Origin of the sequence: Enterobacter sp. SENG-6, assembly GCF_001605945.1 — a bacterium.
GTDB classification, from domain to species: domain Bacteria; phylum Pseudomonadota; class Gammaproteobacteria; order Enterobacterales; family Enterobacteriaceae; genus Enterobacter; species Enterobacter cloacae.
This window is the reverse complement of sequence record NZ_LOMM01000006.1, coordinates 16,192-41,018: the sequence shown is the minus strand read 5'-3', so window position 1 is coordinate 41,018 and position 24,827 is coordinate 16,192. Positions and strand designations below refer to the sequence as shown.

General features: G+C 57.5%; 22 protein-coding genes. 15 read left to right on the top strand and 7 right to left on the bottom strand.

Annotated features, from left to right (window positions below; genetic code table 11):
- Positions 1-27 precede the first annotated feature (27 nt).
- Genes cpdA through parE form a run of 3 tightly spaced genes read left to right on the top strand, consistent with a single transcriptional unit; the run spans position 28 to position 3,357 of the window.
- Positions 28-855, top strand: coding sequence for a 3',5'-cyclic-AMP phosphodiesterase (gene cpdA / locus AX755_RS03830; RefSeq protein WP_013098742.1), 828 nt, complete (start codon positions 28-30; stop codon positions 853-855).
- Positions 855-1,436: an esterase YqiA gene (gene yqiA, locus AX755_RS03825; RefSeq protein WP_014833291.1), complete on the top strand. Its 582-nt coding sequence runs from the start codon at positions 855-857 to the stop codon at positions 1,434-1,436. The genes cpdA and yqiA overlap by 1 nt, the downstream gene beginning before the upstream one ends.
- Positions 1,437-1,464: 28 nt before the next feature.
- On the top strand, positions 1,465-3,357 hold the full coding sequence (gene parE / locus AX755_RS03820) for a DNA topoisomerase IV subunit B (protein WP_013098740.1): 1,893 nt from the start codon (positions 1,465-1,467) through the stop codon (positions 3,355-3,357).
- A 59-nt stretch (positions 3,358-3,416) separates the two neighbouring features.
- Here parE and AX755_RS03815 read toward each other — a convergent pair whose 3' ends face one another.
- A complete protein-coding gene (locus AX755_RS03815; RefSeq protein WP_062856324.1) occupies positions 3,417-5,558 on the bottom strand; it encodes a TonB-dependent siderophore receptor in 2,142 nt (713 codons plus the stop codon).
- A gap of 381 nt (positions 5,559-5,939) precedes the next feature.
- Between AX755_RS03815 and AX755_RS03810 the strand changes: the two genes are divergently transcribed.
- Genes AX755_RS03810 through AX755_RS03790 form a run of 5 tightly spaced genes read left to right on the top strand, consistent with a single transcriptional unit; the run spans position 5,940 to position 10,613 of the window.
- On the top strand, positions 5,940-6,752 hold the full coding sequence (locus AX755_RS03810) for an ABC transporter ATP-binding protein (RefSeq protein WP_062856323.1): 813 nt from the start codon (positions 5,940-5,942) through the stop codon (positions 6,750-6,752).
- Positions 6,749-7,732: a FecCD family ABC transporter permease gene (locus AX755_RS03805; RefSeq protein WP_062856322.1), complete on the top strand. Its 984-nt coding sequence runs from the start codon at positions 6,749-6,751 to the stop codon at positions 7,730-7,732. Before AX755_RS03810 ends, AX755_RS03805 begins: the two co-directional genes overlap by 4 nt.
- A complete protein-coding gene (locus tag AX755_RS03800; RefSeq protein WP_058680868.1) occupies positions 7,729-8,769 on the top strand; it encodes a FecCD family ABC transporter permease in 1,041 nt (346 codons plus the stop codon). Before AX755_RS03805 ends, AX755_RS03800 begins: the two co-directional genes overlap by 4 nt.
- A gap of 9 nt (positions 8,770-8,778) precedes the next feature.
- Positions 8,779-9,729 carry an iron-siderophore ABC transporter substrate-binding protein gene (locus tag AX755_RS03795; RefSeq protein ID WP_062856321.1) on the top strand — a complete coding sequence of 317 codons (951 nt, stop codon included), beginning with the start codon at positions 8,779-8,781 and terminating at the stop codon, positions 9,727-9,729.
- Positions 9,726-10,613 carry a MurR/RpiR family transcriptional regulator gene (locus AX755_RS03790; RefSeq protein WP_013098734.1) on the top strand — a complete coding sequence of 296 codons (888 nt, stop codon included), beginning with the start codon at positions 9,726-9,728 and terminating at the stop codon, positions 10,611-10,613. Before AX755_RS03795 ends, AX755_RS03790 begins: the two co-directional genes overlap by 4 nt.
- Before the next feature lie 23 nt (positions 10,614-10,636).
- Here AX755_RS03790 and AX755_RS03785 read toward each other — a convergent pair whose 3' ends face one another.
- Positions 10,637-11,476: a helix-turn-helix transcriptional regulator gene (locus AX755_RS03785; protein WP_058678713.1), complete on the bottom strand. Its 840-nt coding sequence runs from the start codon at positions 11,474-11,476 to the stop codon at positions 10,637-10,639.
- Positions 11,477-11,642: 166 nt separating this feature from the next.
- Between AX755_RS03785 and AX755_RS03780 the strand changes: the two genes are divergently transcribed.
- From AX755_RS03780 to AX755_RS03770, 3 genes are read left to right on the top strand one after another with little or no spacing between them, the layout of a single operon-like run.
- Complete coding sequence (locus AX755_RS03780) at positions 11,643-13,445, top strand: DUF2264 domain-containing protein (RefSeq protein WP_062856320.1); 1,803 nt, start codon at positions 11,643-11,645, stop codon at positions 13,443-13,445.
- A gap of 31 nt (positions 13,446-13,476) precedes the next feature.
- A complete protein-coding gene (locus tag AX755_RS03775) occupies positions 13,477-14,742 on the top strand; it encodes an oligosaccharide MFS transporter (protein WP_062856318.1) in 1,266 nt (421 codons plus the stop codon).
- Positions 14,743-14,759: 17 nt separating this feature from the next.
- Entirely contained in the window at positions 14,760-15,947 is a 1,188-nt protein-coding gene (locus AX755_RS03770; RefSeq protein ID WP_062856316.1) for a glycoside hydrolase family 88 protein, read from the top strand.
- Positions 15,948-15,977: 30 nt separating this feature from the next.
- On the opposite strand, the gene lysM is transcribed toward AX755_RS03770, so the two are convergent.
- From lysM to qseB, 5 genes are all read right to left on the bottom strand, one after another.
- Positions 15,978-16,418, bottom strand: coding sequence for a peptidoglycan-binding protein LysM (gene lysM / locus AX755_RS03765; protein ID WP_013098729.1), 441 nt, complete (start codon positions 16,416-16,418; stop codon positions 15,978-15,980).
- 85 nt (positions 16,419-16,503) lie between these two features.
- Positions 16,504-16,818: a putative quinol monooxygenase gene (locus tag AX755_RS03760; protein ID WP_013098728.1), complete on the bottom strand. Its 315-nt coding sequence runs from the start codon at positions 16,816-16,818 to the stop codon at positions 16,504-16,506.
- A gap of 30 nt (positions 16,819-16,848) precedes the next feature.
- Positions 16,849-17,430 carry an NAD(P)H-dependent oxidoreductase gene (locus AX755_RS03755; protein WP_013098727.1) on the bottom strand — a complete coding sequence of 194 codons (582 nt, stop codon included), beginning with the start codon at positions 17,428-17,430 and terminating at the stop codon, positions 16,849-16,851.
- A gap of 105 nt (positions 17,431-17,535) precedes the next feature.
- On the bottom strand, positions 17,536-18,873 hold the full coding sequence (gene qseC, locus AX755_RS03750; protein WP_061771813.1) for a quorum sensing histidine kinase QseC: 1,338 nt from the start codon (positions 18,871-18,873) through the stop codon (positions 17,536-17,538).
- On the bottom strand, positions 18,870-19,529 hold the full coding sequence (gene qseB, locus AX755_RS03745) for a quorum sensing response regulator transcription factor QseB (protein ID WP_020689493.1): 660 nt from the start codon (positions 19,527-19,529) through the stop codon (positions 18,870-18,872). The genes qseC and qseB overlap by 4 nt, the downstream gene beginning before the upstream one ends.
- 139 nt (positions 19,530-19,668) lie before the next feature.
- Between qseB and AX755_RS03740 the strand changes: the two genes are divergently transcribed.
- The 4 genes from AX755_RS03740 (at position 19,669) to ftsP (ending at position 24,821) form a co-directional block, all read left to right on the top strand.
- Positions 19,669-20,070, top strand: coding sequence for a YgiW/YdeI family stress tolerance OB fold protein (locus tag AX755_RS03740; RefSeq protein WP_062856359.1), 402 nt, complete (start codon positions 19,669-19,671; stop codon positions 20,068-20,070).
- Between the two features lie 118 nt (positions 20,071-20,188).
- Positions 20,189-22,447, top strand: coding sequence for a DNA topoisomerase IV subunit A (parC, locus tag AX755_RS03735; protein ID WP_038983486.1), 2,259 nt, complete (start codon positions 20,189-20,191; stop codon positions 22,445-22,447).
- Between the two features lie 164 nt (positions 22,448-22,611).
- Complete coding sequence (plsC, locus tag AX755_RS03730) at positions 22,612-23,349, top strand: 1-acylglycerol-3-phosphate O-acyltransferase (protein WP_013098722.1); 738 nt, start codon at positions 22,612-22,614, stop codon at positions 23,347-23,349.
- Positions 23,350-23,408: 59 nt separating this feature from the next.
- On the top strand, positions 23,409-24,821 hold the full coding sequence (gene ftsP, locus AX755_RS03725; RefSeq protein ID WP_013098721.1) for a cell division protein FtsP: 1,413 nt from the start codon (positions 23,409-23,411) through the stop codon (positions 24,819-24,821).
- The last annotated feature ends 6 nt before the right edge of the window (positions 24,822-24,827 follow it).

Sequence of the window (24,827 nt, the reverse complement as noted above, 5' to 3'; positions counted from 1 at the left end):
CGTCATAAACCTACCTAAGGACACCATTTGGAAAGCCTGTTGAACCTGACTGTTGCTGGTGGGGCACCAGTCAGGATATTACAAATCACCGATACTCACCTTTTTGCCGAAAAGCATGAAACGCTGCTGGGGGTGAACACCTGGGAGAGTTATCAGGCTGTACTTAGCGCTATTCACGCTGAAAATCGTGCCTGCGATCTGATCGTTGCAACGGGCGATCTGGCGCAGGATCAATCCTCCGCGGCCTACCAGCATTTTGCTGAAGGCATCGCGAGCTTTAGCGTGCCGTGCGTCTGGCTTCCGGGCAACCACGACTTTCAGCCTGCGATGTACAGCTCTCTTCAGGAGGCGGGGATCTCTCCGGCGAAGTGTGTGTTTGCCGGTGAGCAGTGGCAGATCCTGCTGCTCGACAGCCAGGTGTTTGGCGTCCCGCACGGTGAGTTAAGCGAGTTTCAGCTCGACTGGCTGGAGACCAAACTGGCCGCCGAACCGGCGCGACATACGCTGCTTTTGCTTCATCATCATCCGCTTCCGGCGGGCTGTAGCTGGCTCGATCAACACAGCCTGCGCAATTCTGCCGCCCTGGATAGCGTGCTGGCGAAATTCCCGCGCGTGAAGAATCTGCTGTGCGGACACATTCATCAGGAACAGGATCTCGACTGGAATGGCCGTCGTCTGCTGGCGACGCCGTCGACCTGCGTTCAGTTTAAGCCGCACTGCGCGAACTTTACCCTGGATACCATCGCGCCGGGCTGGCGCTGGCTGGAACTGCATGCGGATGGTTCACTGACCACGGAAGTCTGCCGTCTGGCAGGCGCGCAATTCCGCCCCGATACCGCTTCAGAAGGCTATTGATGTCTACGCTCCTCTACCTGCATGGGTTCAACAGCTCGCCGCGATCTGCAAAAGCGACACAGTTACGCCAGTGGCTGAGCGAGCATCATCCGCACGTTGAGATGATTATCCCGCAGCTGCCGCCTTATCCGGCAGAGGCGGCGGAGATGCTGGAATCCATTGTTCTGGAACACGGCGGCGAATCTTTCGGCGTGGTGGGCTCCTCGCTGGGAGGGTATTACGCCACATGGCTCTCGCAATGCTTTATGCTGCCCGCCGTTGTGGTTAACCCGGCGGTTCGACCGTTTGAGCTGCTGCGGGACTTTCTTGGCGAAAACGAGAACCCCTACACCGGCCAACAATATGTGCTAGAGTCACGCCATATTTACGATCTCAAAGTTATGCAGGTCGACCCGCTTGAAGCACCGGACCTGATCTGGCTGCTGCAACAAACGGGTGATGAAGTGCTGGATTACCGCCAGGCAGTGGCGTATTACGCCTCCTGCCGCCAGACTATAGAAGAGGGCGGAAACCATGCTTTCACGGGCTTTGAAGATCATTTCACCCAGATTGTCGATTTTCTTGGACTGCACAGCCTCTGACAATCAATGCGAATTGCTAGTTTAAATCATGACGCAAACCTATAACGCTGATGCCATTGAGGTACTCACCGGGCTTGAGCCGGTTCGCCGCCGCCCGGGGATGTACACCGATACGACGCGCCCAAACCATCTGGGCCAGGAAGTTATTGATAACAGTGTCGACGAAGCGCTGGCAGGCCATGCCAAACGCGTCGACGTTATCCTGCATGCCGATCAGTCGCTGGAAGTTATCGACGACGGTCGCGGCATGCCGGTGGATATCCACCCGGAAGAGGGCGTACCGGCCGTTGAGCTGATCCTCTGCCGACTGCATGCGGGCGGTAAGTTCTCCAACAAGAACTACCAGTTCTCCGGTGGTTTGCACGGTGTGGGGATTTCCGTGGTTAACGCCCTGTCTAAGCGCGTGGAAGTGAATGTTCGTCGCGACGGCCAGGTGTATAACATCGCGTTTGAAAACGGCGAGAAAGTGCAGGATCTGCAGGTTGTCGGCACGTGCGGTAAACGCAACACCGGCACCAGCGTCCACTTCTGGCCTGACGAAAGCTTCTTCGACAGCCCACGTTTCTCCGTTTCTCGCCTGACGCACCTGCTGAAAGCTAAAGCGGTGCTGTGCCCTGGCGTGGAAATCACGTTTAAAGATAACGTCAACAATACCGAGCAGAGCTGGTGCTATGCCGACGGCCTGAACGACTACCTGTGCGAAGCGGTAAACGGCCTGCCGACGCTGCCGGAAAAACCGTTCGTCGGTAATTTCACTGGTGACACCGAAGCAGTGGACTGGGCGCTGCTGTGGCTGCCGGAAGGCGGCGAGCTGCTGACCGAAAGTTACGTCAACCTGATCCCAACCATGCTCGGCGGTACGCACGTTAACGGGCTGCGTCAGGGTCTGCTGGATGCGATGCGTGAATTCTGCGAATACCGCAACATTCTGCCGCGCGGCGTGAAGCTGTCGGCGGAAGATATCTGGGATCGCTGCGCCTACGTGCTTTCCGTGAAGATGCAGGATCCGCAGTTTGCCGGGCAAACCAAAGAGCGTCTCTCCTCGCGTCAGTGCGCGGCCTTTGTTTCCGGCGTGGTCAAAGATGCCTTCACCCTGTGGCTGAACCAGAACGTTCAGGCTGCAGAGATGCTGGCGGAAATGGCGATCTCCAGCGCGCAGCGTCGTCTGCGTGCGGCGAAGAAAGTGGTGCGTAAAAAGCTTACCAGCGGCCCTGCGTTGCCGGGCAAGCTGGCGGACTGTACCGCGCAGGATCTTAACCGTACCGAGCTGTTCCTGGTGGAAGGAGACTCGGCAGGGGGATCGGCCAAGCAGGCGCGCGACCGTGAATACCAGGCGATCATGCCGCTTAAAGGTAAAATCCTGAATACCTGGGAAGTCTCGTCCGATGAAGTGCTGGCCTCGCAGGAAGTGCATGATATCTCTGTTGCGATCGGTATCGATCCGGACAGCGAAGATCTTAGCCAGCTGCGCTACGGCAAGATCTGTATCCTCGCGGATGCGGACTCCGATGGTCTGCACATCGCCACGCTGTTATGCGCACTGTTCGTGAAGCACTTCCGCACGCTGGTGAAAAACGGCCACGTCTACGTCGCGCTGCCGCCGCTCTACCGTATCGATCTCGGCAAAGAGGTGTACTACGCGCTGACGGAAGAAGAGAAAGCGGGTGTGCTGGAGCAGCTCAAGCGCAAGAAGGGCAAACCAAACGTTCAGCGCTTTAAAGGGCTGGGCGAGATGAACCCAATGCAGCTGCGCGAAACCACGCTGGATCCTAACACCCGTCGTCTGGTTCAACTGACCATCAGCGATGAAGATGAACAGCAAACCAACGCCATGATGGATATGCTGCTGGCCAAAAAACGCTCGGAAGACCGACGCAACTGGCTGCAGGAGAAAGGCGATATGGCGGATATTGAGGCCTGATGCCTCAGCCATAGCAATCGTAGGCCCGGTAAGCGCTAGCGCCACCGGGCTTTTTTACATCAAAACGCCATCTTCACCGTAAACTGCACTTCGCGCGGGTCGCCAATCTGGTTGCCCAGGTTGTTGGTCGCAATGGACGAGGTGTCGTAGGTTTTATCAAACAGGTTCTTCACGTTCACCTGCAGCGTCACCGGATACTTCAGCTTCATTTTGTAGGCCACAAAGGCATCGGCAACAAAGTATCCCGGCAAATAATAATCCGCACCGTTGGTCGCTGAACGACGGCTCACGCCGTGCCCACCGCCGCCAAGCGTCAGGGTATTCCCGCCGATCGCGTTATGAATGTCGTAAGTCAGGAACAGAGAACCGGTATGACGCGGCACGTTCGGCAGGGGCTTACCCGCGTAGTCTGGATCCTCCAGCACTTTGGCGTCGGTGTAGCCGTAGCTGGCGATAATATTGGTATTCTCAGTCAGCGATCCGGCAAGATCCACCTCCACACCCTGCGAGCGTACGCGGCCAGCGGTTTTGGCGATGGTTTCACCCCCCACGCTTTCGTTGTACAGCACGTTGCGCTTGTGAATATCAAACAGCGCGATGTTGGCGGTAATGCCATCGAACAGGTCAAATTTAGCCCCCACTTCGTAAGCATTAGACGTTTCCGGCGGCAGGTCACCAATGTAGCTAGCAATGGACGATTGCGGCATAAACGTCTGGGAATAGTTAGCAAACAGTGAGACGGATGGCGTGAGCTTGTAGACCAGCCCCAGCTTCGGCGTCCACTGTTCGTCGCGGCTGTCGGTATTCACATTGAACGGGCGGCCCTTACCCGCATACTGGGTGTAATACTGGTAACGCAGCCCGGCAACGGCAATCCATTTATCGGTGAGATACAGGGCGTCCTGCGCGTAGGCGGAGTAGCTTTCCTGTTTGAGCGTCTGGTCGCTATCAGCGGCGGAGACGGTGGTGCATTTGCTGAGATTGCCGTAGGTCGGATGGTAGATATTGAAATCTTTAACGTTCTTACAGCGCATCATGTCCGTACGCAGCAGATCGTAATTCTCATACGACACACCGGTCAGGATCTCATTGTAAAAGCCCGCGATATCTACGTTCCCCTGCAGATCCGCACGCGTACTGTGCATACGCTGAGTCGAGCCCTGGGTTGCATCCACGCGGCGGGTCAGATTACCCGTTTTGGCGTCATAGGCCATCACGCGCGCCTGGTTATCGCTGTATTTATCCTGGCTAAAGCTGTAGTCAAACTTCGCGGTCCACTGGCTGTTGAGACGATATTCGGCGTTAAGCTGCGCCAGATCGGACTGCCCGTCGGTAACGTTAAACGGCTCGTCAAAGCGGGTTTTACGATCCACGTTTACCGGTTGTTTGGTGCTGAGATCGAAAATGGTTCCTCGATCGAACGGCGTCTTATAGTCGCGATGTGAATAGAGCACGGTCACGGTGGCATCATCACCAAACCAGGTCAACGACGGGGCGATAAAGGTGCTGCGCTCGTTGCCAAAATTACGCCAGTAATCTTCATCCTGATACTCGCCCGTCAGGCGATACGCCAGCCGCGTGCCGTCAATCGGGCCGGTGACATCAACCTGCCCGGTGCCGCCGCCAAAGCTTGAGGAGGTAGCGGAAATTGAGCCGCCGAAGCGGGTTTCCGGGCGTTTGGTAACCACGTTGATCAGGCCGCCAGGATCGAGAATGCCATACAGCGTTGAGGCCGGCCCTTTCAGCACCTCCACGCGCTCGGTCGCGGCATTAAAGCTGCGCGGCAGCACGGTGCGCAGACCGTTGGTCATTATTGACCCGTCGCGGTTCGCGCCAAATCCCCGGCGCACAAACGCATCCTGCGTACCGCCCAGGGTGTTGGTCTGCACCACGTTGCTGACGTTATAAAGGGCTTCATCAAGCGAAGTAGCGTGCTGATCTTCCAGCACTTTATCACTGACGGTATTCACCACCTGCGGAATATCCAGCATTGGCATGTTGGTTAGCGTGGCGGTGGAGGTGTTAAGCGGCTGATAGCCGTTTGTGGCCTCGGCCACGGCATGGGGATCGGCGGTGACGGTCAGCGTTTCGCCGTCGTTAGCCGTTGCGGTGTCGGCCGCCTGCACCAGCGGTGCCATAAACAGCAGTGAAAAGAGCGCGCGCCCTTTTACCCCAGAGAGAGAAGGTGTGAACGTAGCCATTACATCTGTTTTCCCAAAAGATCCCGCGCATGAAGGGCGCGGAAGAATGTATGAGTCATTGCCCTTAATTGTCTGCTCGTTAGCCGTGTGGCATCGAACATGTAATTGAGAATCATTCAATCATGCGGCAATGTAGTAGTAAATGGAAAAAGCAAAAATCGGCTACAGCCTGAAACCTCCCGTCCTGATATAAGTGGATTCCATATAATTCATTGAAAACGCTTAAATAAAAAATAACACCGCCGCTGTAGTACCTGTTATTTAACCCTGGCTTTATCAGGGTGTTTATCCCCTTGACTACTACATGGCGCAGCGGCAAACTTTCAAAAGAGAATGAGTTTTATTTTTATTTGTTCGATTTTTTATTAAGTTGGCATTCACGTGGCGCACAACACCCATAAACCGGGGCTGGTTCTGGAGAACCTCTCCGCGGGCTATCAGAAAAAAATCATCGTCGATGATATCTCCCTTGCGATCCCCCGGCAGAAAATGACCGTGCTGGTGGGGGCGAACGGCTGTGGAAAATCCACGCTACTGAGCACTATCGCGCGTCTGCTGCAACCGCTTGGCGGGGCAGCGCTGCTTGATGGCAAAGCCATTCACGAGCAACCAACCAGAGCGGTAGCCCGCCAGCTGGGGATCCTGCCGCAATCTCCGCTGCTGCCGGAAGGGCTGACGGTGTTTGAGCTGGTATCACGCGGCCGTTTTCCCTGGCAAAATTTTATGCGCCAGTGGAGCGATGAAGACGAGCAGGCCGTTGAAGAGGCTCTGCACCTGACCGGTACGGCAGAGTTTGCACATCAGCCCGTCGAAAGCCTCTCCGGCGGCCAGCGCCAGCGCTGCTGGATCGCAATGGCCCTGGCGCAGCAAACGCCCTATATCCTGCTGGATGAACCGACAACCTTTCTCGATCTCCGCTATCAGGTGGAGATCCTCGAGCTGCTGCATACCCTGACCCGCCAGCATGGCCGTACGGTGGTGGTGGTGCTCCACGATCTCAACTTCGCCGTCAACTATGGCGATTCCCTGGTCTTTTTACGCCAGGGCAAAGTCGAGGGGGTATTGCATGAAGGCGAGGTCTGCACGCCGGAACTCATCAAAGCGGTGTTTGATGTCGATGTCCATATGTCGGTTAATCCCCTGACCGGTAAGCCGTTCTTTATGCCATTCCGCCAGGCGGCGGAAAAATCATGATGCGAACGTCACTGGCTTTCCTGCTGTTTGCCTTGCTGCTGATGATGGGCGCGATTGCCCACCTGGGTATCGGTGCGCGTGTCATTGCTCCCCAGACGGTGGTGCAGGCCTTGCTTCATTTCGACCCGCGCAATTTCGATCACAACGTGATTGTCAGATTACGCCTGATACGGCTGGCTGCCGCCATGGTCACCGGGGCGGCGCTGGGCGTGGCGGGCGTGTTGTTACAGTCGGTGATCCGTAACCCGCTGGGCGAGCCGCATATTCTGGGGCTTAACGCGGGGGCGGCGCTGGCCGTGGTGCTGACCAGCGCGCTTGGGTTTACCTTGCCGTTTGGCTGCCCGCTGATTGCTGCTGTCGGTGCCGCCGCGCTGTTTATGCTGGTGCTGACGTTCTCCTCTTCAGGGCGAACCGGCCTCACGCCGATGAAAATTACCTTATGCGGCGTGGCGATGTCGGCGTTTGCGTCGTCGATTACCGCCACGGTGCTGATTCTGGATGAACAGACGCTGCTTGCCATGCGCACCTGGCTGGCGGGAGATCTTGCCGGGCTTAACGCGGAGATCGTTCGCAGCGCATCCTGGGTTGCCGCTGTGGGGTTCGCTCTGGCGCTCTGGCTGTCGCCATCGCTCAATATGCTGGCACTGGGCGACCGGATGGCGCAGGGGCTGGGCGTGTCGCTGCTCAAAACTCGCCTTTTGGCTCTGCTGGCGATTGCGCTGCTTTGCGGCGCAGCCGTCTCCATTGCCGGGCCGATTGGTTTTATTGGCCTGGTCGTGCCACAGCTTATCCGCCGTCTGGTGTCGGTGGACTTACGCGTGATGGTGCCGCTTTCTGCCCTGTGCGGGGCACTGGTGTTACTGCTGGCGGATATCGCGGCCCGTACGCTGTTTACGCCGTATGAGCTGGCGACCGGGATCATGACCGCGCTGGTGGGTGCTCCTCTCTTTATCCTGATGGCATCAAGGATGTTCAAATGAGCCGGGCCGGACTGCGTGCATGGCGTGTCGGGCCGTTTTCCGGGCAGGTACGCCCGGCGGCAGTGGCGCGCGTTACGCTTATCGCTCTAATGGGCATTCTCCTGCTGGGGTTTGGCCTGACGCACGGTTCGCTTCCCATTCCCACTTCCGCCATCGGGCGCGCGCTGTTCTCCGGAGAACCCCTGGAGGCGGATGCGCGCTATATCGTGATGGATATCCGCCTGCCACGGCTGCTGATGGCCATTTTAAGCGGCGCGATGCTGGGCATGGCGGGGGCGGCGATGCAGTCCATCACCCGCAATGGCCTGGCCGATCCGGGGCTTATTGGCGTGAAAGAAGGCTGCAGCGCGGCGGTGCTGCTGCTGATTTTTCAGTTCCCGGCGCTGGGGCTGGCCTGGCGTCCGCTGGTCGGGATGGCCGGTGGTCTCATTACCGCGCTGCTGGTGGTGGCGCTGGCCCGCGATATCTCGCGTCCGCGTTTTATTCTGATTGGGATTGGCGTGTCATGGGCTTTCTCTGCGGCAATGGGGATCTTTATGACCACCGCCGACGTGCGCGATGTGCAGACGGCGATGCTGTGGCTGGCGGGGAGCCTGCACGCGGCAAACTGGACGCTGGTCGGTATCGCCGCAGCCTGGGCGGCCCCGGCGTTTGCGCTGCTGCTCTTTACTGCCCGCGCGGCTGACGTGGCATTGCTGGGTAACCACGCCGCAACGGGGCTCGGGGTTCGCACCGCACGATTAGCGCTACTGCGCGTTCTCGCGCCGGTGGTGTTCACGGCGGCCTGTGTCTCCTGCGTGGGGAGTATTGGTTTTGTGGGGCTGATTGCGCCGCATATGGCGCGTCTGGTGATGCGCGGTGGGCAAACCGCGTTGTTGATGGGCAGTGCCGTGCTGGGGGCGCTGCTGGTGCTGCTGGCGGATACCGTCGGGCGGCTGGCATTCCTGCCGTTGCAGTTACCGGCGGGGATTGTGATTTCACTGATTGGCGGACCGTTTTTCCTGCTGCTGCTCTGGCAGCGTCGGGACAGATTTTAGAGGACTATGATGCGCGTACTTGTTTCGATGCTGTTGCTGATAGGGTTTGCGGTGGGTGCGGCGGAGCCTACGCAGACGTTCACTGACGATCTGGGGCGTAAGGTGGAGGTGCCGCTTCACCCGAAGCGGATCGTCTCGTTGCACGACCTGGATATCACCATTCCACTGATTGAGCTTGGCGTACCGCCCGTCGCCAGCCATGGCCGCACGCGCCCGGACGGCAGCCATTTTCTGCGCGCCAGCGGCATGCTGACGGGGGTGGATTTCGATAATTCCGACATCAAATTCATCGGCACGGCGGATATCGACATTGAAGCCATTGCCGCCGCCAAACCCGATCTGATCATCACTGAGCCGACCCGCAACACGCCGGTGGAACAGCTGGAGAAGATTGCCCCGACGGTGAGTATCGACCATCTCGACGGCGGTGCACCGGAGATCTACCGCAAGCTGGCGCAGCTCACCGGTACGCAGGCGCGGCTGAAAATCCTGGAGCGCCGCTATCAGGAGCAAATCAGGGCGCTGAAGGCGACCATCGATACGCGCAAAATCACCGTGTCGGTGATTCAGGCTAACCAGGGAAAAATCAATGCCATGCACAGCTACCACTCTTTAGGCCGCGTGCTGCGTGACGCCGGATTTACCTTCCCGCCGCTGATTGAGAATATCCCGGAAGGGGGACGGATTGACGTCAGCGCCGAACGTCTGCCGGAGCTGGACGCCGATTTTGTCTTTGCCACCTGGCGCGGCGACACCGGGGGTAAACCGCAGGACGAGCTGGCGGCGATGGAGGCGGTGATGCCGGGCTGGTGCCAGTTCCTGAACGCCTGTCGGACCGGCCACTACGTGCTGATTTCACGCGAAGAGGCCATTTCGAACTCCTTCGCCTCTTTAGGGCTGATGGCCGCGCAGGTACAGTCGCAGATTGCCGGGCGGCCATTGCCGGAGGTATCACCGTGATCCGTAAAGAGAAAGGGCGTGTGGATGTTTACGGGGAGCGCTTTCGCGCACGTGCACATCATCTGACGCCGCGTCTGCTGCAGGTGGCGCGCTACATCAACGAGAACCGGGAAGCGGTGATGGAGCAGACGGCAATGGAAATCGCCACGCTGCTAAAAACCTCGGACGCCACCGTGGTGCGCGCGATCCAGGCGCTGGGTTTTGCCGGGCTGCGCGATCTGAAGCAGACGCTGGAGCAGTGGTTTGGTCCGGTGGTGACATCCAGCGAAAAGATCTCCTCAACGGTCAACACGCTCACCAGCGACGTTAACGCGAGCATCGATTTTGTGCTGGAAGGGCATCAGCACACCTGTGAGGTCTTGTCACAACCGCACAACCGCTATGCGATGGCGCAGGCGGTGTCGCTGCTGGCGCAGGCCAGGCAGGTGGCGATCTTCGGCATTGGTGCCTCCGGCATTCTGGCCGAGTACACCGCCAGATTATTCAGCCGGATGGGGCTCCCCGCCATGCCGCTCAACCGCACCGGGATAGGCCTTGCCGAACAGTTGATTGCGCTCCAGCGCGGCGATGTGCTGGTGATGATGGCGCAAAAATCTGCACACCGGGAAGGACAAACCACGTTGCGGGAAGCCAAACGTCTGGGGATCCCGACGATTTTGCTGACCAACGCTCTGGACTCACGTTTCAGCAAAGAGGCCAGCGTGGTGATCCATGTGCCGCGCGGCGGAGAAAAGGGCAAAATCCCGCTGCACGGTACGGTGCTGCTGTGCCTGGAGATGATTATTTTGTCCGTCGCCTCCACCGAGCCGCAGCGCACCATCAAATCCATGAAGCGCATCAACGAGTTTCATCGTGGGTTAAAGCCGGGGAAGAAGAGCGGTTAAAGCATGCAGGGCGCTCACGCCGTTCATCGGTCAGCATGGTTCTTCCGGTACTGCAACGGCGTCTCGCCAATTCCCTTCTTAAACGCGCTGATAAACCACGTCACGTCGGAAAATCCCACCTGGGTGGCAATCTCGCGTACGCTCGCCTCGCTGTGCAGCAGGCGCTCGCAGGCCTTGCGCAGCCTTAGCGTATTCAGATAGTTGTGGATCTTCTCGCCTGTTTCCGCATGGAATTTTCGCGATACGTAGCTGCGGGATTTCCCCAGCGTTTCTGCCAGTGCATCCAGGCGAAATTTCTCCTGGTAATGTTCGTCCAGCCAGAACATCACCTGGCTGGCGAGCCCAAGGCTACTGCCCGGCGCACGGGCATTATCGTCCGGGAGCATGGCGAATAAACCAATCAACAGCGCGGCTATTCCCTCGCGGGTTAAAGGCGACGGGTAACAGCCGAGCAGATGATCGACATGGTGATGGCAGTGCGCCAGATCGGCAACCCACGCTCCGGCGCCGCGGGCAGAAAGTTTCTGCAGCCGCTGCTGCGTGTGGGGAAAATCGCGCAGGGCTGTAAGCACCGCGTGAGGGTCGAGATGAATAATGGTACGTCGGTAAATCGCTTCTGCCTGCTCATCCACCCTCACTTTATGCAGGGTAAACGGCGGAAAGAAAAACAGCCGCCCGGGGCGCATGGTGTAGTGACGGTTATCGACAATGGCGACGCCAAATCCTTCTTCTACATACAGAATCTCCAGACACTGATGCCAGTGATGATAACGCACGGTATTGGCAAACAGACGGCTGAATGACACGACGGTGTCATTTAAGGTGATCAGTTCCAGCCGGTCGGAGGTGGGCGTGTCGCGCATAGTGCAATAAAACTCAATTTTCTGCCGTTATATTCTCGTTATAAACCACCTTTTTAAATTTTCTCAACTGGAGGTTTATTTAGCCTTCACGGCTGTGACGTGGCTAACATTTATCCCCCTTGCGGATTCACTATCCTTCGTCGCAGTTGATGACGAGGGCGAGCGTATGTCTAAAAAATCAAATCCATTGTCTTCGCGCCAGGAGGTGGTGGCGTCGTTACATGACCTGCTGGGCGCGCTGGATAAGTCCTTTCCGCAGGATTGTTCACGGTTCTCGCTGGGAGAAACCTGTGCGCACTACCCCACGGAGATTGCGCAGATGGAAGGGCTATCCCGCGCGCTGTGGGGGTTGTTTCCGCTGATGGCGGGCGGCGGGGACGAGCCGTTTAGTGAGAAGTACCTGACCGCCATTAAGCTCGGCACCGATCCGCAGAGCCCGGGCTATTGGGGGGAAACCGGCCCGTACGACCAGCGTCTGGTGGAGATGGCGGCTTACGGCCTGGGGCTGGCGCTGCTGGGGGATAAGCTCACCCGCCGCTTCAGCGAACGTGAGGTAATGAACCTGCACGCGTGGCTCAACCAGATCACCGATGCGCAGATGCCGGACAGCAACTGGAACTACTTCGCGATTATGGTGCAGCTTGGTTTCAAATGTGCCGGGCTGCCGTATGATCCGCGCGCCATCGACCGTCGGTTTGCGATGATGGAGGCGTATTATCTGGGTGACGGCTGGTATTCTGACGGTCCGGGCCGCCCGAAGGATTACTACATCTCAATGGCGTTCCACTTCTACGGCCTGATTTATGCCACCCTCAGCGGTGATGAAAAAAGGGCGGAGGTGTTACGCGAGCGTGCCCGTCAGTTTGCCGAAGATTTTATTTACTGGTCTGCCGCCGACGGCGCGTTGGTACCGTTTGGCCGGAGCCTTACCTATCGCTTCGCGATGGTCGCTTTCTGGAGCGCAGTGGCCTTTTCCGGGCTGAATGTCTTCTCGCCGGGCATCGTGAAGGGCATTGTGCTGCGCCATCTTCGCTGGTGGCAGCGGCAGCCGATGACCGATCGCGACGGTATTTTGACCCTCGGTTTTACTTATCCCAACCTGGTGATGTGCGAGGATTATAACGCCCCCGGCTCACCGTACTGGGCGCTGAAAACGTACCTGATTCTGGCCTTGCCGGAGTCACACCCGTTCTGGCAGGCAGATGAGCAGCCGCTCCCCTCGCTGGCGGAAAAACGCGTGATCCACCCTGCGCAGCACATCCTGATGCATGCGGATAACTCACAGCACGTCACGATGCTCACTGCCGGTCAGCTTGAGCTGAATAACTACGTCAACACCGAAGCCAAATACACCAAATTTGCGTACTCAAGCCGCTTTGGCTTCACCCTCGAACGGGGACGCTTTGGCCTGAAACATGCCGCCTGCGACTCGATGTTACTGCTGGCGGAGGGGGATAACTACTTCCGCGGGCGTCGTGAATGCGCGGAGGTGCGGGTGGATGAGAACTACCTCTATTCACGCTGGTCACCCTGGCATGATGTCCATGTCGAAACCTGGCAAATTCCCTTTGGCGAGTGGCACGTGCGTCTGCACCGCATTAACAGCGCTCGCACCCTTCAGGCAGTGGAGGGCGGTTTTGCGGTGATGAAAACCGAACACCACATTCATGAGCGTGGCTGTTACCTGACGGCCAGCAACGGCAGCAGCGTGATTGTCGATCTTTCCCCGGCCATTGCCCGGGAGCCAGACAGCATCGTCACGCCGCCGAACAGCAGCATTATGTTCCCGGAATGCGCATCCATTCCGCTGTTAAAAACCGATCTCCCTCAGGGAGAGAGCTGGCTCTGTTGCGCCGTCGTGGCCAGCGAGAACCCCCCCGCGGCATTGGCACCTGAACTGAAGATGACCCCTGACCAGGTCGCGATCCGCGAACCCGGAGGCGAACGTAAGCTGTCGTTCACATTATAAAAATCTGACCCTACACGTCGGCGAGGATGATATGAAAAGTACATCTACAACGAACAGAACCGAATATTACAAAATCAGCAGCTTTATATTTCTCTATTTTTTTACCTGGTCCGCCAGTATTGGGCTATTAGCCATCTGGCTCGGCCAAAAGGCGAATCTCAGCGGCTCGGTAATTGGCACTGTCTTTGCGGTCAACGGTGTCTTCTCAGTCATTCTTAAACCGATCTACGGCTATATTCTCGATAAGATCGGCATGAGTAAATACCTGCTCTATTTTGTGGTTGCCATGTCCGCACTGATGGCGCCGTTCTTTATTTATGTTTATCAGCCGCTACTGATGTCCAATACTCTGGTGGGGATCATCATTGGCGCGCTCTATTTAAGCTTTGCCTGGTACGCGGGCGTGGCGGCGTGTGAATCCTATTCTGACCGCTTTAGCCGTTTAAACGGTATGGAGTTCGGGCAAATTCGCATGTGGGGATCGCTTGGCTGGGCCGTGGCGTCCTCGTTCTCCGGTCTGCTGTTTAATCTCTCTCCGGCGTATAACTTTATTTTGGGCAGCGTCGCATCCATCATCATGCTGATCGTCCTTGTGAGCCTGAAAGTGAATACTAACTCCGCTCACGCCAGCGAGGTGCTGACCAAAGAGAAAATCGCCCCTGCGGATGTCTATGCCCTGCTGCGTAACCGCAAGTTCTGGGCGTTCTGCCTGTATGTGGCGGGCGTGGCGTGGATGATGTTTATTGCCGAGCAGCAGTTCTCACGCTATTTCGTCACGTTCTTTGATGATATTCACCAGGGTAACGCGGTGTTCGGTTATCTGGGAACCGTACAGTCGGGTATGGAATTTGTGATGTATATGGTGATCCCGCTGTTGGTGAATAGTATTGGTGCCAAGCGTGGACTGTTAATTGTCGGGCTGGTGGTTGGTGCGCGACTGATTATTTCCGGCCTGTGCGATTCCCATCTGTTAATTTCCGTACTGAAACCGCTGTATGGCCTGGAAATATGTCTGCTGCTGGTCTCGGTCTTTAAATATATTGCTGAGCATTTCGATAAACGCGTTAACGCCACCATGTATCTGCTGGGCTATCAGGCCATGCTCTACGTGGGCAACGTGGTTGTCTCTTCGCCTGCCGGCTATCTGTATGACCGCATCGGCTTTGAGCACACCTATATCATTATGGGAGCCACGGCGCTGACCTTTACGTTTATCTCTGCCTTTACGTTATCCGCCTGCCAGAGCAAATGGCGCGGTACCCGCTCGCTGAACGCAGCAGAACCCTCATCCCGGTAATTTAAAGGACCCGAAACATGTTAAGTCGTATCAAAGAGGAACACCTGCAGGCTATTCCTGTCCCCGTTGAATCGCGGACATTACGTGATGAACTCAGCTCTGCCCGCAGTCACGTGCTTGAGCTGATTAGCCGTCATTTGGTGGCGTTCGGTGACCGATTCCCGGCAGAAACCTGCCAGAACGGGGTTTATCCGCTGACGGAGAATGTGGAGTGGACCACCAGCTTCTGGACCGGTCAGCTATGGCTGGCGTGGGAGATGAGCGGTGAGACAACGTTCCGCGAGATGGCTGAAAAACACGTGCGCTCGTTTGGCCTGCGCATCGCCGGGCGTAATGATACCAACACTCATGATTTGGGGTTCCTGTATACGCTCTCCTGCGTGGCGGCCTGGCGACTGACCGGTTACCGCGAGGCGCGCGGGTTCGCCCTGCTGGCGGCTGAAGCCCTGCTGGAGCGCTTTCACCCGAAGGCGAAAATTATTCAGGCCTGGGGCGATCTGTCAGACCCGGAGCAGGCCGGGCGGATGATTATCGACTGCAACATGAATCTGCCGCTGCTCTACTGGGCGACGGAACAAACCGGCGACGCGCGCTTTGCTGACGCCGCAAAAGCCCACGTGATGCAGGCCGCTACGTACCTGATTCGTGAAGATGCCTCGACGTTCCACACCTACTACATGGATGTGGTTACCGGCGCGCCTCGTTACGGCAACACGCAGCAAGGATACGCGGACGACTCCTGCTGGTCCCGCGGGCAGGCGTGGGGGATCTACGGTTTTATGCTGAGCTATCTCTATACCGGCGATAAGACGATGATTGTGCTGTCAAAACGCCTGGCAAATTACTTTCTTAATCGTCTGCCGGAGGATTATGTCTGCCACTGGGATCTGGCGCTGCTGGGGACAGATGCACTGCGGGATTCCTCCTCGGCGGCCATTGCCGTCTGCGGGCTGCTGGAGCTGGTAAAACAGTTGCCGGTCACGGATCCGGATCGTGAACGTTATCTGGACTGGGCTAAAGGGATTATGTCGTCACTGACAAAGCACTATCTGATGGGCAAAGACGAGAAGGGGAACGGGCTGCTTAAGCACGCTGTCTATCACCTGGCGAGCAACAAAGGCGTGGATGAGTGTGCGAGCTGGGGCGATTACTTCTACGTTGAGGCGCTGGTGCGGTTCACCCAGAGCTGGAAGCCGTACTGGTAAAAGGTCGGGGGCACGCCCCCGACGTGTGGGTTACGCCTTAGGAATACGCAGCGTCTGGCCGGGATAAATCTTGTCCGGGCTGGAGAGCATCGGGCGGTTCGCCTCAAAAATCTTGTTGTACTGGTTGGCATCCCCGTACACGGTTTTGGAGATGGCGCTGAGGGTGTCGCCTGATTTCACCGTATAGTAAGTGGCTTCATCTTTGGCATCAGTGGCGGTGATGTTGTTTTCCACCTCGCTGACGCCCGCAATATTGCCGACGGCGACCTGGATTTTTTCTTTCTGCTCTTGGGTCAGCCCGTCGCCCGTTACGCTGGCTTTACCGTCGGTAACGTTGACCTGCACTTTATCCGCGCCGGGAATGTTGAGTTTCTTGAGGTGCTCGGTGATTTTGTCGCTCTGGCCTTTATGATCGGTCAGGTTGTCCCACAGCTTTTCGCCTGCTTCTTTTACGAAGTTAAAAAGTCCCATTCCTTCCTCCTGTTAATCATGAAGTCAGAATAAGCATAGCAGGTCAGAGAGATTTCCCTCTCCGAAAGGAGAGGGAAGGCAGGTTTTACACCCCTTGCTCCAGAATACGGATGTGGGTTTCCAGCACGTCACCTTTTACCGCATCGCTCCACGCTTTCATGTGTGCGGTCTGCAGGTGCGCTTCGAGATGCGCCACGGTTTCCCACTGCTCAACCATGATGATGGAGTCCGGCGCGGTGGCCTGGAAGCTGGCGTTGGTTGCGGCGTCAACCATCGGCGCATAGCCGTGGCAGCCTTCTTCTTGCAGTACGGTTGGGATAATTTTCGCGAACTGATCCAGCACCGCCTGGCGGTGATGTTGGCCAGGACGGGTACGGATTTCAGCAATAACGGTAAGCATAATTAACTCCTTCTAATTCCAGGTTACCAGTTAAGCAAAAATTTCAGCCAGATGCTTGCGATATTCTGCGATATAGCGCGGGACGTCAGGCATTTTAATCACGTCGTTGACGATAAAGGTCGGCAGCGGGTCCATGCCGAGGAACTGGTTAGCCTTGTGGAACGGCAGGTATGCGCCGTCTACCCCTACGCCTTCAAAGAACTGATCTTTATCGGTGAACGCGTCCAGCGGGGCGTTCCAGGTCAGGGAGAGCATATATTTCTTACCCTGAATCAGGCCGCCTGAACCATATTTTTTAGACGCGTCGGAACGGGTACGGCCGTCGCTGGCATACAGTGAACCGTGGCCCTCAGTGAACACGTCATCCATGTATTTTTTCACGGTCCACGGTGCGCCCATCCACCAGCCCGGCATTTGCCAGATAACCACGTCAGCCCACAGGAAGTTCTGCACTTCGGCTTTCACGTCGTAATGGCTGTCTGCGCGCACAACCTTAACATCATGCCCGGCGTCGCGCAGGAAGCCGTCCGCGACCTCGGTCAGGGTGTCATTCAATTGGCCTTTAGAGTGGGCGAATTCTTTCGCACCGTTGATAATCAGAATGTTGCTCATTATTTGTCCTCGTCGATGAGAGTATGGCGAGTATTCTACGCGCGAGGGCGATACGGTAAAATGAGCAAAATGTGCAAAGTCTTTTGCGTTAAATGCAATAATCCCTTACCAGCACACCTTCACATCAACGCCGCCTTCCGCAGCATTATCCAGTGAAACGCGCATACCGTGCAGGGCAGCAATGCGTTTTACAATCGATAACCCCAGTCCGCTGCCCGTGGCATCCTGGCCGGGTGGACGATAAAAACGCTCGCCAATACGGGCCAACGCCTCGGGGGCGATCCCTGGTCCGTTGTCGCGTACGGAGAAGCAACGGGCGTCCAGCGTAACGTCAACCACGCTACCGCGCGGGCTGTAACGAACGGCGTTATCCAGCAGGTTACGCACCAGCAGGCTCAACAGCAGCGGCTGACCCGTGCGTTCAGCCTGCGGGGCGTTGATGTTCAGGCGAACATCGATACCCGCCTGCTGCGCCGGATGCCAGATGTCCAGAACCGCTGATTGCAGCAAATCGGCCATCTTTATCGGTTCGACATCGTCGAGATTTTCCAGAGAATCCAGACGCGAGAGAGTGAGGAGTTGATCCACCAGCCGGGAGGCCCGGTCGATCCCCGCGTGGAGCTGCGAGAGCGCTTTTTCCTGCGCCTGCGGGTCGTCCAGAGAGAGTTGCGCCACGTCGGTTTGCACCTTCAGGGCCGCCAGCGGGCTACGTAATTCGTGCGCGGCATCGGAGGTAAAGCGGCGCTCGCGGCTCATCATCTCCTGGGTTCGGGTAAAGAGGTGGTTCAGGGAGTCCAGAAGGGGGCGCACTTCTGATGGCACGCCCTGTGTCGGCAGAGTGTCGGTGGCATCCGGTGAGCGCAGGCGCAACGTCTGAGCCAGTTTTTTCAATGGCTTAAGCTCCCGGCTCAGCAGGACAATCAGCAACAGCAGCATCACCGGTAGCGCCACCAGCCACGGCGTCAGCTGCGAGCTGACCACATCCAGCGCCATCTCCTGCCGGTATTCCCACTCCTGACCGACCACCACGCGGTACTTCCCGTCCGGCGAGGTCAGCCATAAGAAACGCCAGTCATCGTTGTCGTCTTTGAGCCTGCCGTCATCAAACCCATCGCGGCGATAGTGATACGGGATGTCGCGGCCGTTTTCCCCGTCATTGAGGATCATCGTGCCGTCGGTAGCGTAAATGGCGAAGGCCAGAGCATCGTCGTCCAGGCGACCGTGCTTCACTTTTTTGGGGATCTCGCGCATCCGCTCCGGAGCGCGGATCTCATCCAGATCCATCGTCAGCAGCCGTTTAGCAAACAGCATCTGCTGGGTATCAAACAGCTTATCAAGCTTGTGGGTCGTCTGCTGCCAGGCGACAAGGCTTGCGGCAAACCAGGCCGTCAGCGACAGCAGCAGAAAAAGAAGCGTCAGACGGAGTTTCAGGCTCAGTTTCATGCGTCTCCCAGGGTATAGCCGATGCCATGAACCGTGCGGATAAACTCGCTGCCCAGCTTACGCCGCAGATGATGGACGTGAACTTCCACGGCGTTACTGGAGACGTCATCGTCCCACGTATAGAGCTTCTCTTCGATCGCTTTACGCGGCAGGACGCGGCCCGCATTGCGCATCAGTAACTCCAGCAGGGCGAACTCTTTGGGCTTGAGGGCCAGCGTTTCCCCCTCCAGCGTGGCGACGAGGCTTGTCGGGTCGAGCGTCACTTTGCCGTGACGCAGTTCGCTGCGCGTCTGACCGTGGCTGCGACGCACCAGCGCCTCAAGGCGGGCGGCCACTTCGATCAGCGCGAAGGGTTTGCAGAGATAATCATCGGCTCCCAGGCGTAGCCCCTCGACGCGCTGATTCAGCGCATCCCGCGCGGTCAGGATAAGCACCGGCTCGCTGCGCCCGCTTTCGCGCCAGGCGCGCAGGATCGCCAGACCGTCGATCTCCGGTAGCGTCAGGTCAAGCACCACCGCATCGTAAGGGGCAGAACAGAGCGCCGCCTGGCCGGTTTTTCCGTCGGTGAACCAGTCCACGCTGAAGCCCATTTTGCTTAAGCCCGCTTTGATGCCATCGCCAATCAGCTTGTCGTCTTCTACCAGTAATATGCGCATATCCCCTCCTTGATGGCGTCAGTAAACCCTCTGGATCCGCCTGCTGTACAGTAAAAAAATAAAAATTTTCCCCTTAAGAAGTTGTTAAGGATTACCCTGTTTAATGGATTGCGACACCACATTAAAGGGAGAGATGAATATGAAAAAATTCGCTGCAATGGCTGCTATCATGATGATGACCACCGCACCGGTCTTCGCTGCTCAGGGCGGTTTTACGGGCCTATCAGCTACCCAACCCCAGACTCAGACGCAGGCAGGCGGTTTTGTTGATAACAACGCCAACCTGACAACGGCCGCGAAAGTCAAAGACCTGAAGGACGACGCCTGGGTGAAGCTGCGCGGGAACATCACCGAACGCCTGTCCGATGACCGCTACACCTTCCGCGACGAGACCGGCACGGTGGTGGTTGAGATTGATCATAAGCGCTGGAACGGTGTGACCGTGTCCCCGCAAGATAAAGTCGAGCTGCAGGGTAAGGTCGATAAAGACTGGAACGAATTTGAAATCGACGTGAAGCAGGTTATCAAGCTGACGAAATAACCCAGAAAGGGCCGCTTATCCGGCCCTTTTTCTTTGTGACTCAACTCGCCAGATAGGGTAGTATCTGCGGCAATATTGCCTGAAACCCATCGGTTTCTGAGTTGAGGAATCACACGTAATGAGCGATATGGCAGAGCGCCTCGCGCTACATGAATTCACGGAAAACGCCTACCTGAACTACTCCATGTACGTCATCATGGACAGGGCATTGCCGTTTATCGGGGATGGCCTGAAGCCCGTTCAGCGTCGCATCGTCTATGCGATGTCCGAGCTGGGGCTGAACGCCACCGCCAAGTTCAAGAAATCCGCCCGTACCGTCGGCGACGTACTGGGTAAATACCATCCGCACGGCGACAGCGCCTGCTATGAAGCGATGGTGCTGATGGCCCAGCCGTTCTCTTATCGTTACCCGCTGGTGGACGGTCAGGGGAACTGGGGGGCACCGGACGATCCGAAATCCTTCGCGGCGATGCGTTATACCGAATCCCGCCTGTCTAAATATGCCGAAGTGCTGCTGGGTGAACTCGGCCAGGGGACGGTGGACTGGGTGCCAAACTTCGACGGTACGCTGCAGGAGCCGAAAATGCTGCCTGCGCGTCTGCCGAATATCCTGCTGAACGGCACCACCGGTATCGCGGTCGGTATGGCGACGGACATCCCGCCACACAACCTGCGTGAAGTGGCGAAAGCCGCCATCACCCTGATTGAACAGCCGAAAACCTCGCTGGACGAGCTGCTGGATATCGTTCAGGGGCCGGACTTCCCGACCGAAGCTGAGATCATCACCTCGCGTGCGGAAATCCGCAAAATCTACCAGAATGGCCGTGGCTCCGTGCGCATGCGCGCGGTGTGGACCAAAGAGGACGGCGCCGTGGTGATCACCGCGCTGCCGCATCAGGTCTCTGGTGCCAAGGTGCTGGAGCAGATCGCCTCCCAGATGCGCAATAAAAAGCTGCCGATGGTGGACGACCTGCGCGATGAATCCGACCACGAAAACCCAACCCGTCTGGTGATCGTACCGCGCTCTAACCGCGTGGACATGGAGCAGGTGATGAACCACCTGTTCGCCACCACCGACCTGGAAAAAAGCTACCGCATCAACCTGAACATGATCGGTCTGGACGGACGCCCGGCGGTGAAAAACCTGCTGGAGATCCTCTCCGAATGGCTGACCTTCCGTCGCGATACGGTGCGCCGTCGTCTGAACCATCGTCTGGAGAAAGTGCTTAAGCGCTTGCATATCCTCGAAGGTTTGCTGGTGGCGTTCCTCAATATCGATGAAGTCATTGAGATCATCCGTACCGAGGATGAGCCGAAGCCCGCGTTAATGTCGCGCTTTGGTATCAGTGAAACCCAGGCTGAAGCGATCCTCGAACTGAAGCTGCGCCATCTCGCTAAGCTGGAAGAGATGAAGATCCGCGGTGAGCAGAACGAGCTGGAAAAAGAGCGCGATCAGCTGCAGGCGATCCTCGCGTCCGAACGCAAGATGAACACCCTGCTGAAGAAAGAGTTGCAGGCCGATGCCGATGCCTTCGGCGACGACCGCCGTTCTCCGCTGCATGAGCGCGAAGAAGCGAAGGCGATGAACGAGCATGACATGCAGCCTTCAGAGCCGGTCACCATCGTCCTGTCCCAGAGCGGCTGGGTGCGTAGCGCCAAAGGCCATGATATCGACGCGCCGGGGCTGAGCTACAAAGCGGGCGACAGCTTCAAGGCGGCCGTGAAAGGCAAGAGCAACCAGCCGGTGGCGTTTATTGACTCCACGGGCCGCAGTTACGCCATCGATCCGATCACGCTGCCTTCCGCGCGCGGTCAGGGCGAACCGCTGACCGGCAAGCTGACGCTGCCGCCGGGGGCGACGGTTGACCACATGCTGATGGAAGCCGACGACCAGAAACTGCTGTTGGCCTCTGATGCGGGTTACGGCTTTATCTGTACCTTTAACGATCTCGTGTCACGTAACCGTGCCGGTAAAGCCATGATCAGCCTGCCGGATAACGCGCACGTTATGCCGCCGCTGGTGGTTGAGAACGAGAGCGACATGCTGCTGGCCATCACGTCTGCCGGGCGCATGCTGATGTTCCCGGTCAGCGACCTGCCGGAGTTGTCGAAAGGCAAGGGCAATAAGATCATCAACATCCCGTCGGCGGAAGCCGCGAAAGGTGAAGATGGCCTGGCGCATCTCTTCATTCTGCCGCCGCAGAGCACGCTGACCATTCATGTCGGCAAGCGTAAAATCAAGCTGCGTCCGGAAGAGTTGCAGAAGGTGGTGGGCGAGCGCGGACGCCGCGGTTCGCTGATGCGCGGCCTGCAGCGTATCGACCGCGTGGAGATCGATTCTCCTGCACGCAGCAACGCGGGCGACAGCGAAGAGTAACGCGTTTCGAACCCCCTCTGTTCCGGAGGGGGATATCCAATAAAATTTCCCGTAAAACCGTTGTTAATTCGTGCGTTGCGATTAACAATACGCGCTCGTAATAAAGTCCTTACCTGGCCACAGGTGAAGTATAATTGTCAGCTGTCAGGGCTTCAGAGGTCGCTATGCTATACATTGTTCGTCTTATTCTTACCGTTATCTACTGCATTCTGGTCTGTGTTTTCGGCTGCATCTATTGCCTGTTCAGCCCGCGTAACCCGAAGCATGTCGCCACCTTCGGCCACATGTTTGGTCGTCTTGCACCGCTGTTTGGCCTGAAGGTTGAAAAGCGTCTGCCGGAAGGGGCGGAGAATTTCGGTAACGCCATCTATATCGCAAACCATCAAAATAACTACGATATGGTGACCGCCTCTAACATCGTGCTGCCGCCGACCGTGACGGTGGGTAAGAAGAGCCTGCTGTGGATCCCCTTTTTCGGCCAGCTCTACTGGCTGACGGGTAACCTGCTGATTGACCGTAATAACCGCGCAAAAGCGCACGGTACCATTGCGGAAGTGGTGAACCACTTCAAAAAGCGCCGCATTTCTATCTGGATGTTCCCGGAAGGTACGCGCAGCCGCGGTCGCGGTCTGCTGCCGTTTAAAACCGGGGCGTTTCATGCCGCAATTGCGGCGGGCGTTCCAATTATTCCCGTGTGTGTTTCCAATACATCGAATAAGATTAATCTTAACCGCCTGAATAACGGGCTGGTGATTGTCGAGATGCTGCCGCCGGTCGATACCAGCAAATACGGTAAAGATCAGGTCCGCGAGCTGGCAGCGCACTGCCGTGAACTGATGGTTCAGCATATTGCTCAGCTCGACAAAGAAGTCGCAGAGAGAGAAGCCGCCGGGAAGATCTAATCCGGCGTTAAAAGGGAAAACGAATTCCCGCGTTGTTAGTCGTTTCAGATGGAGCTTATATGTCACTCAGTCGGCGTCAGTTTATTCAGGCTTCAGGGATCGCCCTTTGTGCGGGTGCGATGCCGCTGACAGCCAGCGCCGCCGGGCAGCAACAGCCGCTGCCCATTCCGCCGTTGATTGAATCCCGTCGCGGGCAGCCGCTATTCCTGACGCTACAGCGAAGCCACTGGTCGTTTACCCAGGGAACCCGCGCGCCGGTCTGGGGCATTAACGGGCGCTACCTTGGGCCGACCATCCGCGTGTGGAATGGCGATGACGTAAAGCTCATCTACAGCAACCGCACGCCTGAAAATGTGGCGATGACCATCAGCGGGTTGCAGGTTCCCGGCCCGTTGATTGGCGGGGCCGCGCGCATGATGTCGCCTAACGCCGACTGGGCTCCTGTGCTGCCGATCCGTCAGAGCGCGGCGACGCTGTGGTATCACGCTAATACCCCTAACCGCACTGCCCAGCAGGTTTATAACGGCCTGGCCGGGATGTGGCTGATAGAAGACGAGGTCAGTAAATCTCTGCCCATTCCAAACCACTACGGCGTGGATGATTTCCCGGTCATTATCCAGGACAAGCGTCTGGATAACTTTGGCACACCGGAATACAGCGAGCCGGGTAGCGGTGGCTTTGTTGGCGACACGCTGCTGGTCAACGGCGCGCAAAGTCCGTATGTCGAAGTCTCGCGCGGCTGGGTTCGCCTGCGTCTGCTGAACGCCTCTAACTCGCGCCGCTATCTGTTGCAGATGAGCGATGGCCGCCCGCTGCATGTGATCTCTGGCGACCAGGGCTTTTTACCCGCGCCGGTGTCCGTTAAACAGCTGGCGCTTGCCCCGGGTGAACGCCGTGAAATCCTCGTGGATATGACCAACGGCGATGAAGTCTCGGTGACCTGCGGCGAAGCGGCGAGCATTGTGGATCGCATTCGTGGCTTCTTTGAGCCGTCGAGCATTCTGGTCTCCACGCTGGTGCTGACCCTGCGCCCAACCGGTCTCCTGCCGCTGGTGACCGACAGCCTGCCCATGCGCCTGCTGCCGCAGGAGATCATGAGCGGTTCGCCGGTGCGCAGCCGTGATATCAGCCTCGGCGACGACCCGGGCATCAACGGCGCGCTGTGGGACGTTAACCGTATCGACATTACCGCCCAGCAGGGCACCTGGGAGCGCTGGACCGTTCGCTCCGACATGCCGCAGTCGTTCCATATTGAAGGTGTGTCATTTCTGATCCGCAACGTGAACGGCGCGATGCCGTTCCCGGAAGACAGGGGCTGGAAAGACACCGTCTGGGTGGATGGTCAGGTTGAACTGCTTGTCTACTACGGCCAGCCTTCCTGGCCGCACTTCCCGTTCCTGTTCCACAGCCAGACGCTGGAGATGATGGACAGGGGCTCCGTAGGGCAAATGCTGGTGAACCCGGCGCCGTAAGCACAG

Excerpts from the sequence above, each read along its gene's own strand:
- qseB (WP_020689493.1), bottom strand. The coding sequence starts at position 19,529 with ATGCGCATATTACTGGTAGAAGACGACAAGCTGATTGGCGATGGCATC.
- parE (WP_013098740.1), top strand. The coding sequence starts at position 1,465 with ATGACGCAAACCTATAACGCTGATGCCATTGAGGTACTCACCGGGCTT.
- parC (WP_038983486.1), top strand. The coding sequence starts at position 20,189 with ATGAGCGATATGGCAGAGCGCCTCGCGCTACATGAATTCACGGAAAAC.
- yqiA (WP_014833291.1), top strand. The coding sequence starts at position 855 with ATGTCTACGCTCCTCTACCTGCATGGGTTCAACAGCTCGCCGCGATCT.
- AX755_RS03755 (WP_013098727.1), bottom strand. The coding sequence starts at position 17,430 with ATGAGCAACATTCTGATTATCAACGGTGCGAAAGAATTCGCCCACTCT.
- AX755_RS03785 (WP_058678713.1), bottom strand. The coding sequence starts at position 11,476 with ATGCGCGACACGCCCACCTCCGACCGGCTGGAACTGATCACCTTAAAT.
- qseC (WP_061771813.1), bottom strand. The coding sequence starts at position 18,873 with ATGAAACTGAGCCTGAAACTCCGTCTGACGCTTCTTTTTCTGCTGCTG.
- AX755_RS03775 (WP_062856318.1), top strand. The coding sequence starts at position 13,477 with ATGAAAAGTACATCTACAACGAACAGAACCGAATATTACAAAATCAGC.
- AX755_RS03800 (WP_058680868.1), top strand. The coding sequence starts at position 7,729 with ATGAGCCGGGCCGGACTGCGTGCATGGCGTGTCGGGCCGTTTTCCGGG.
- ftsP (WP_013098721.1), top strand. The coding sequence starts at position 23,409 with ATGTCACTCAGTCGGCGTCAGTTTATTCAGGCTTCAGGGATCGCCCTT.
- lysM (WP_013098729.1), bottom strand. The coding sequence starts at position 16,418 with ATGGGACTTTTTAACTTCGTAAAAGAAGCAGGCGAAAAGCTGTGGGAC.
- AX755_RS03770 (WP_062856316.1), top strand. The coding sequence starts at position 14,760 with ATGTTAAGTCGTATCAAAGAGGAACACCTGCAGGCTATTCCTGTCCCC.
- AX755_RS03760 (WP_013098728.1), bottom strand. The coding sequence starts at position 16,818 with ATGCTTACCGTTATTGCTGAAATCCGTACCCGTCCTGGCCAACATCAC.
- AX755_RS03815 (WP_062856324.1), bottom strand. The coding sequence starts at position 5,558 with ATGGCTACGTTCACACCTTCTCTCTCTGGGGTAAAAGGGCGCGCGCTC.
- AX755_RS03740 (WP_062856359.1), top strand. The coding sequence starts at position 19,669 with ATGAAAAAATTCGCTGCAATGGCTGCTATCATGATGATGACCACCGCA.
- AX755_RS03805 (WP_062856322.1), top strand. The coding sequence starts at position 6,749 with ATGATGCGAACGTCACTGGCTTTCCTGCTGTTTGCCTTGCTGCTGATG.
- AX755_RS03795 (WP_062856321.1), top strand. The coding sequence starts at position 8,779 with ATGCGCGTACTTGTTTCGATGCTGTTGCTGATAGGGTTTGCGGTGGGT.
- plsC (WP_013098722.1), top strand. The coding sequence starts at position 22,612 with ATGCTATACATTGTTCGTCTTATTCTTACCGTTATCTACTGCATTCTG.
- AX755_RS03780 (WP_062856320.1), top strand. The coding sequence starts at position 11,643 with ATGTCTAAAAAATCAAATCCATTGTCTTCGCGCCAGGAGGTGGTGGCG.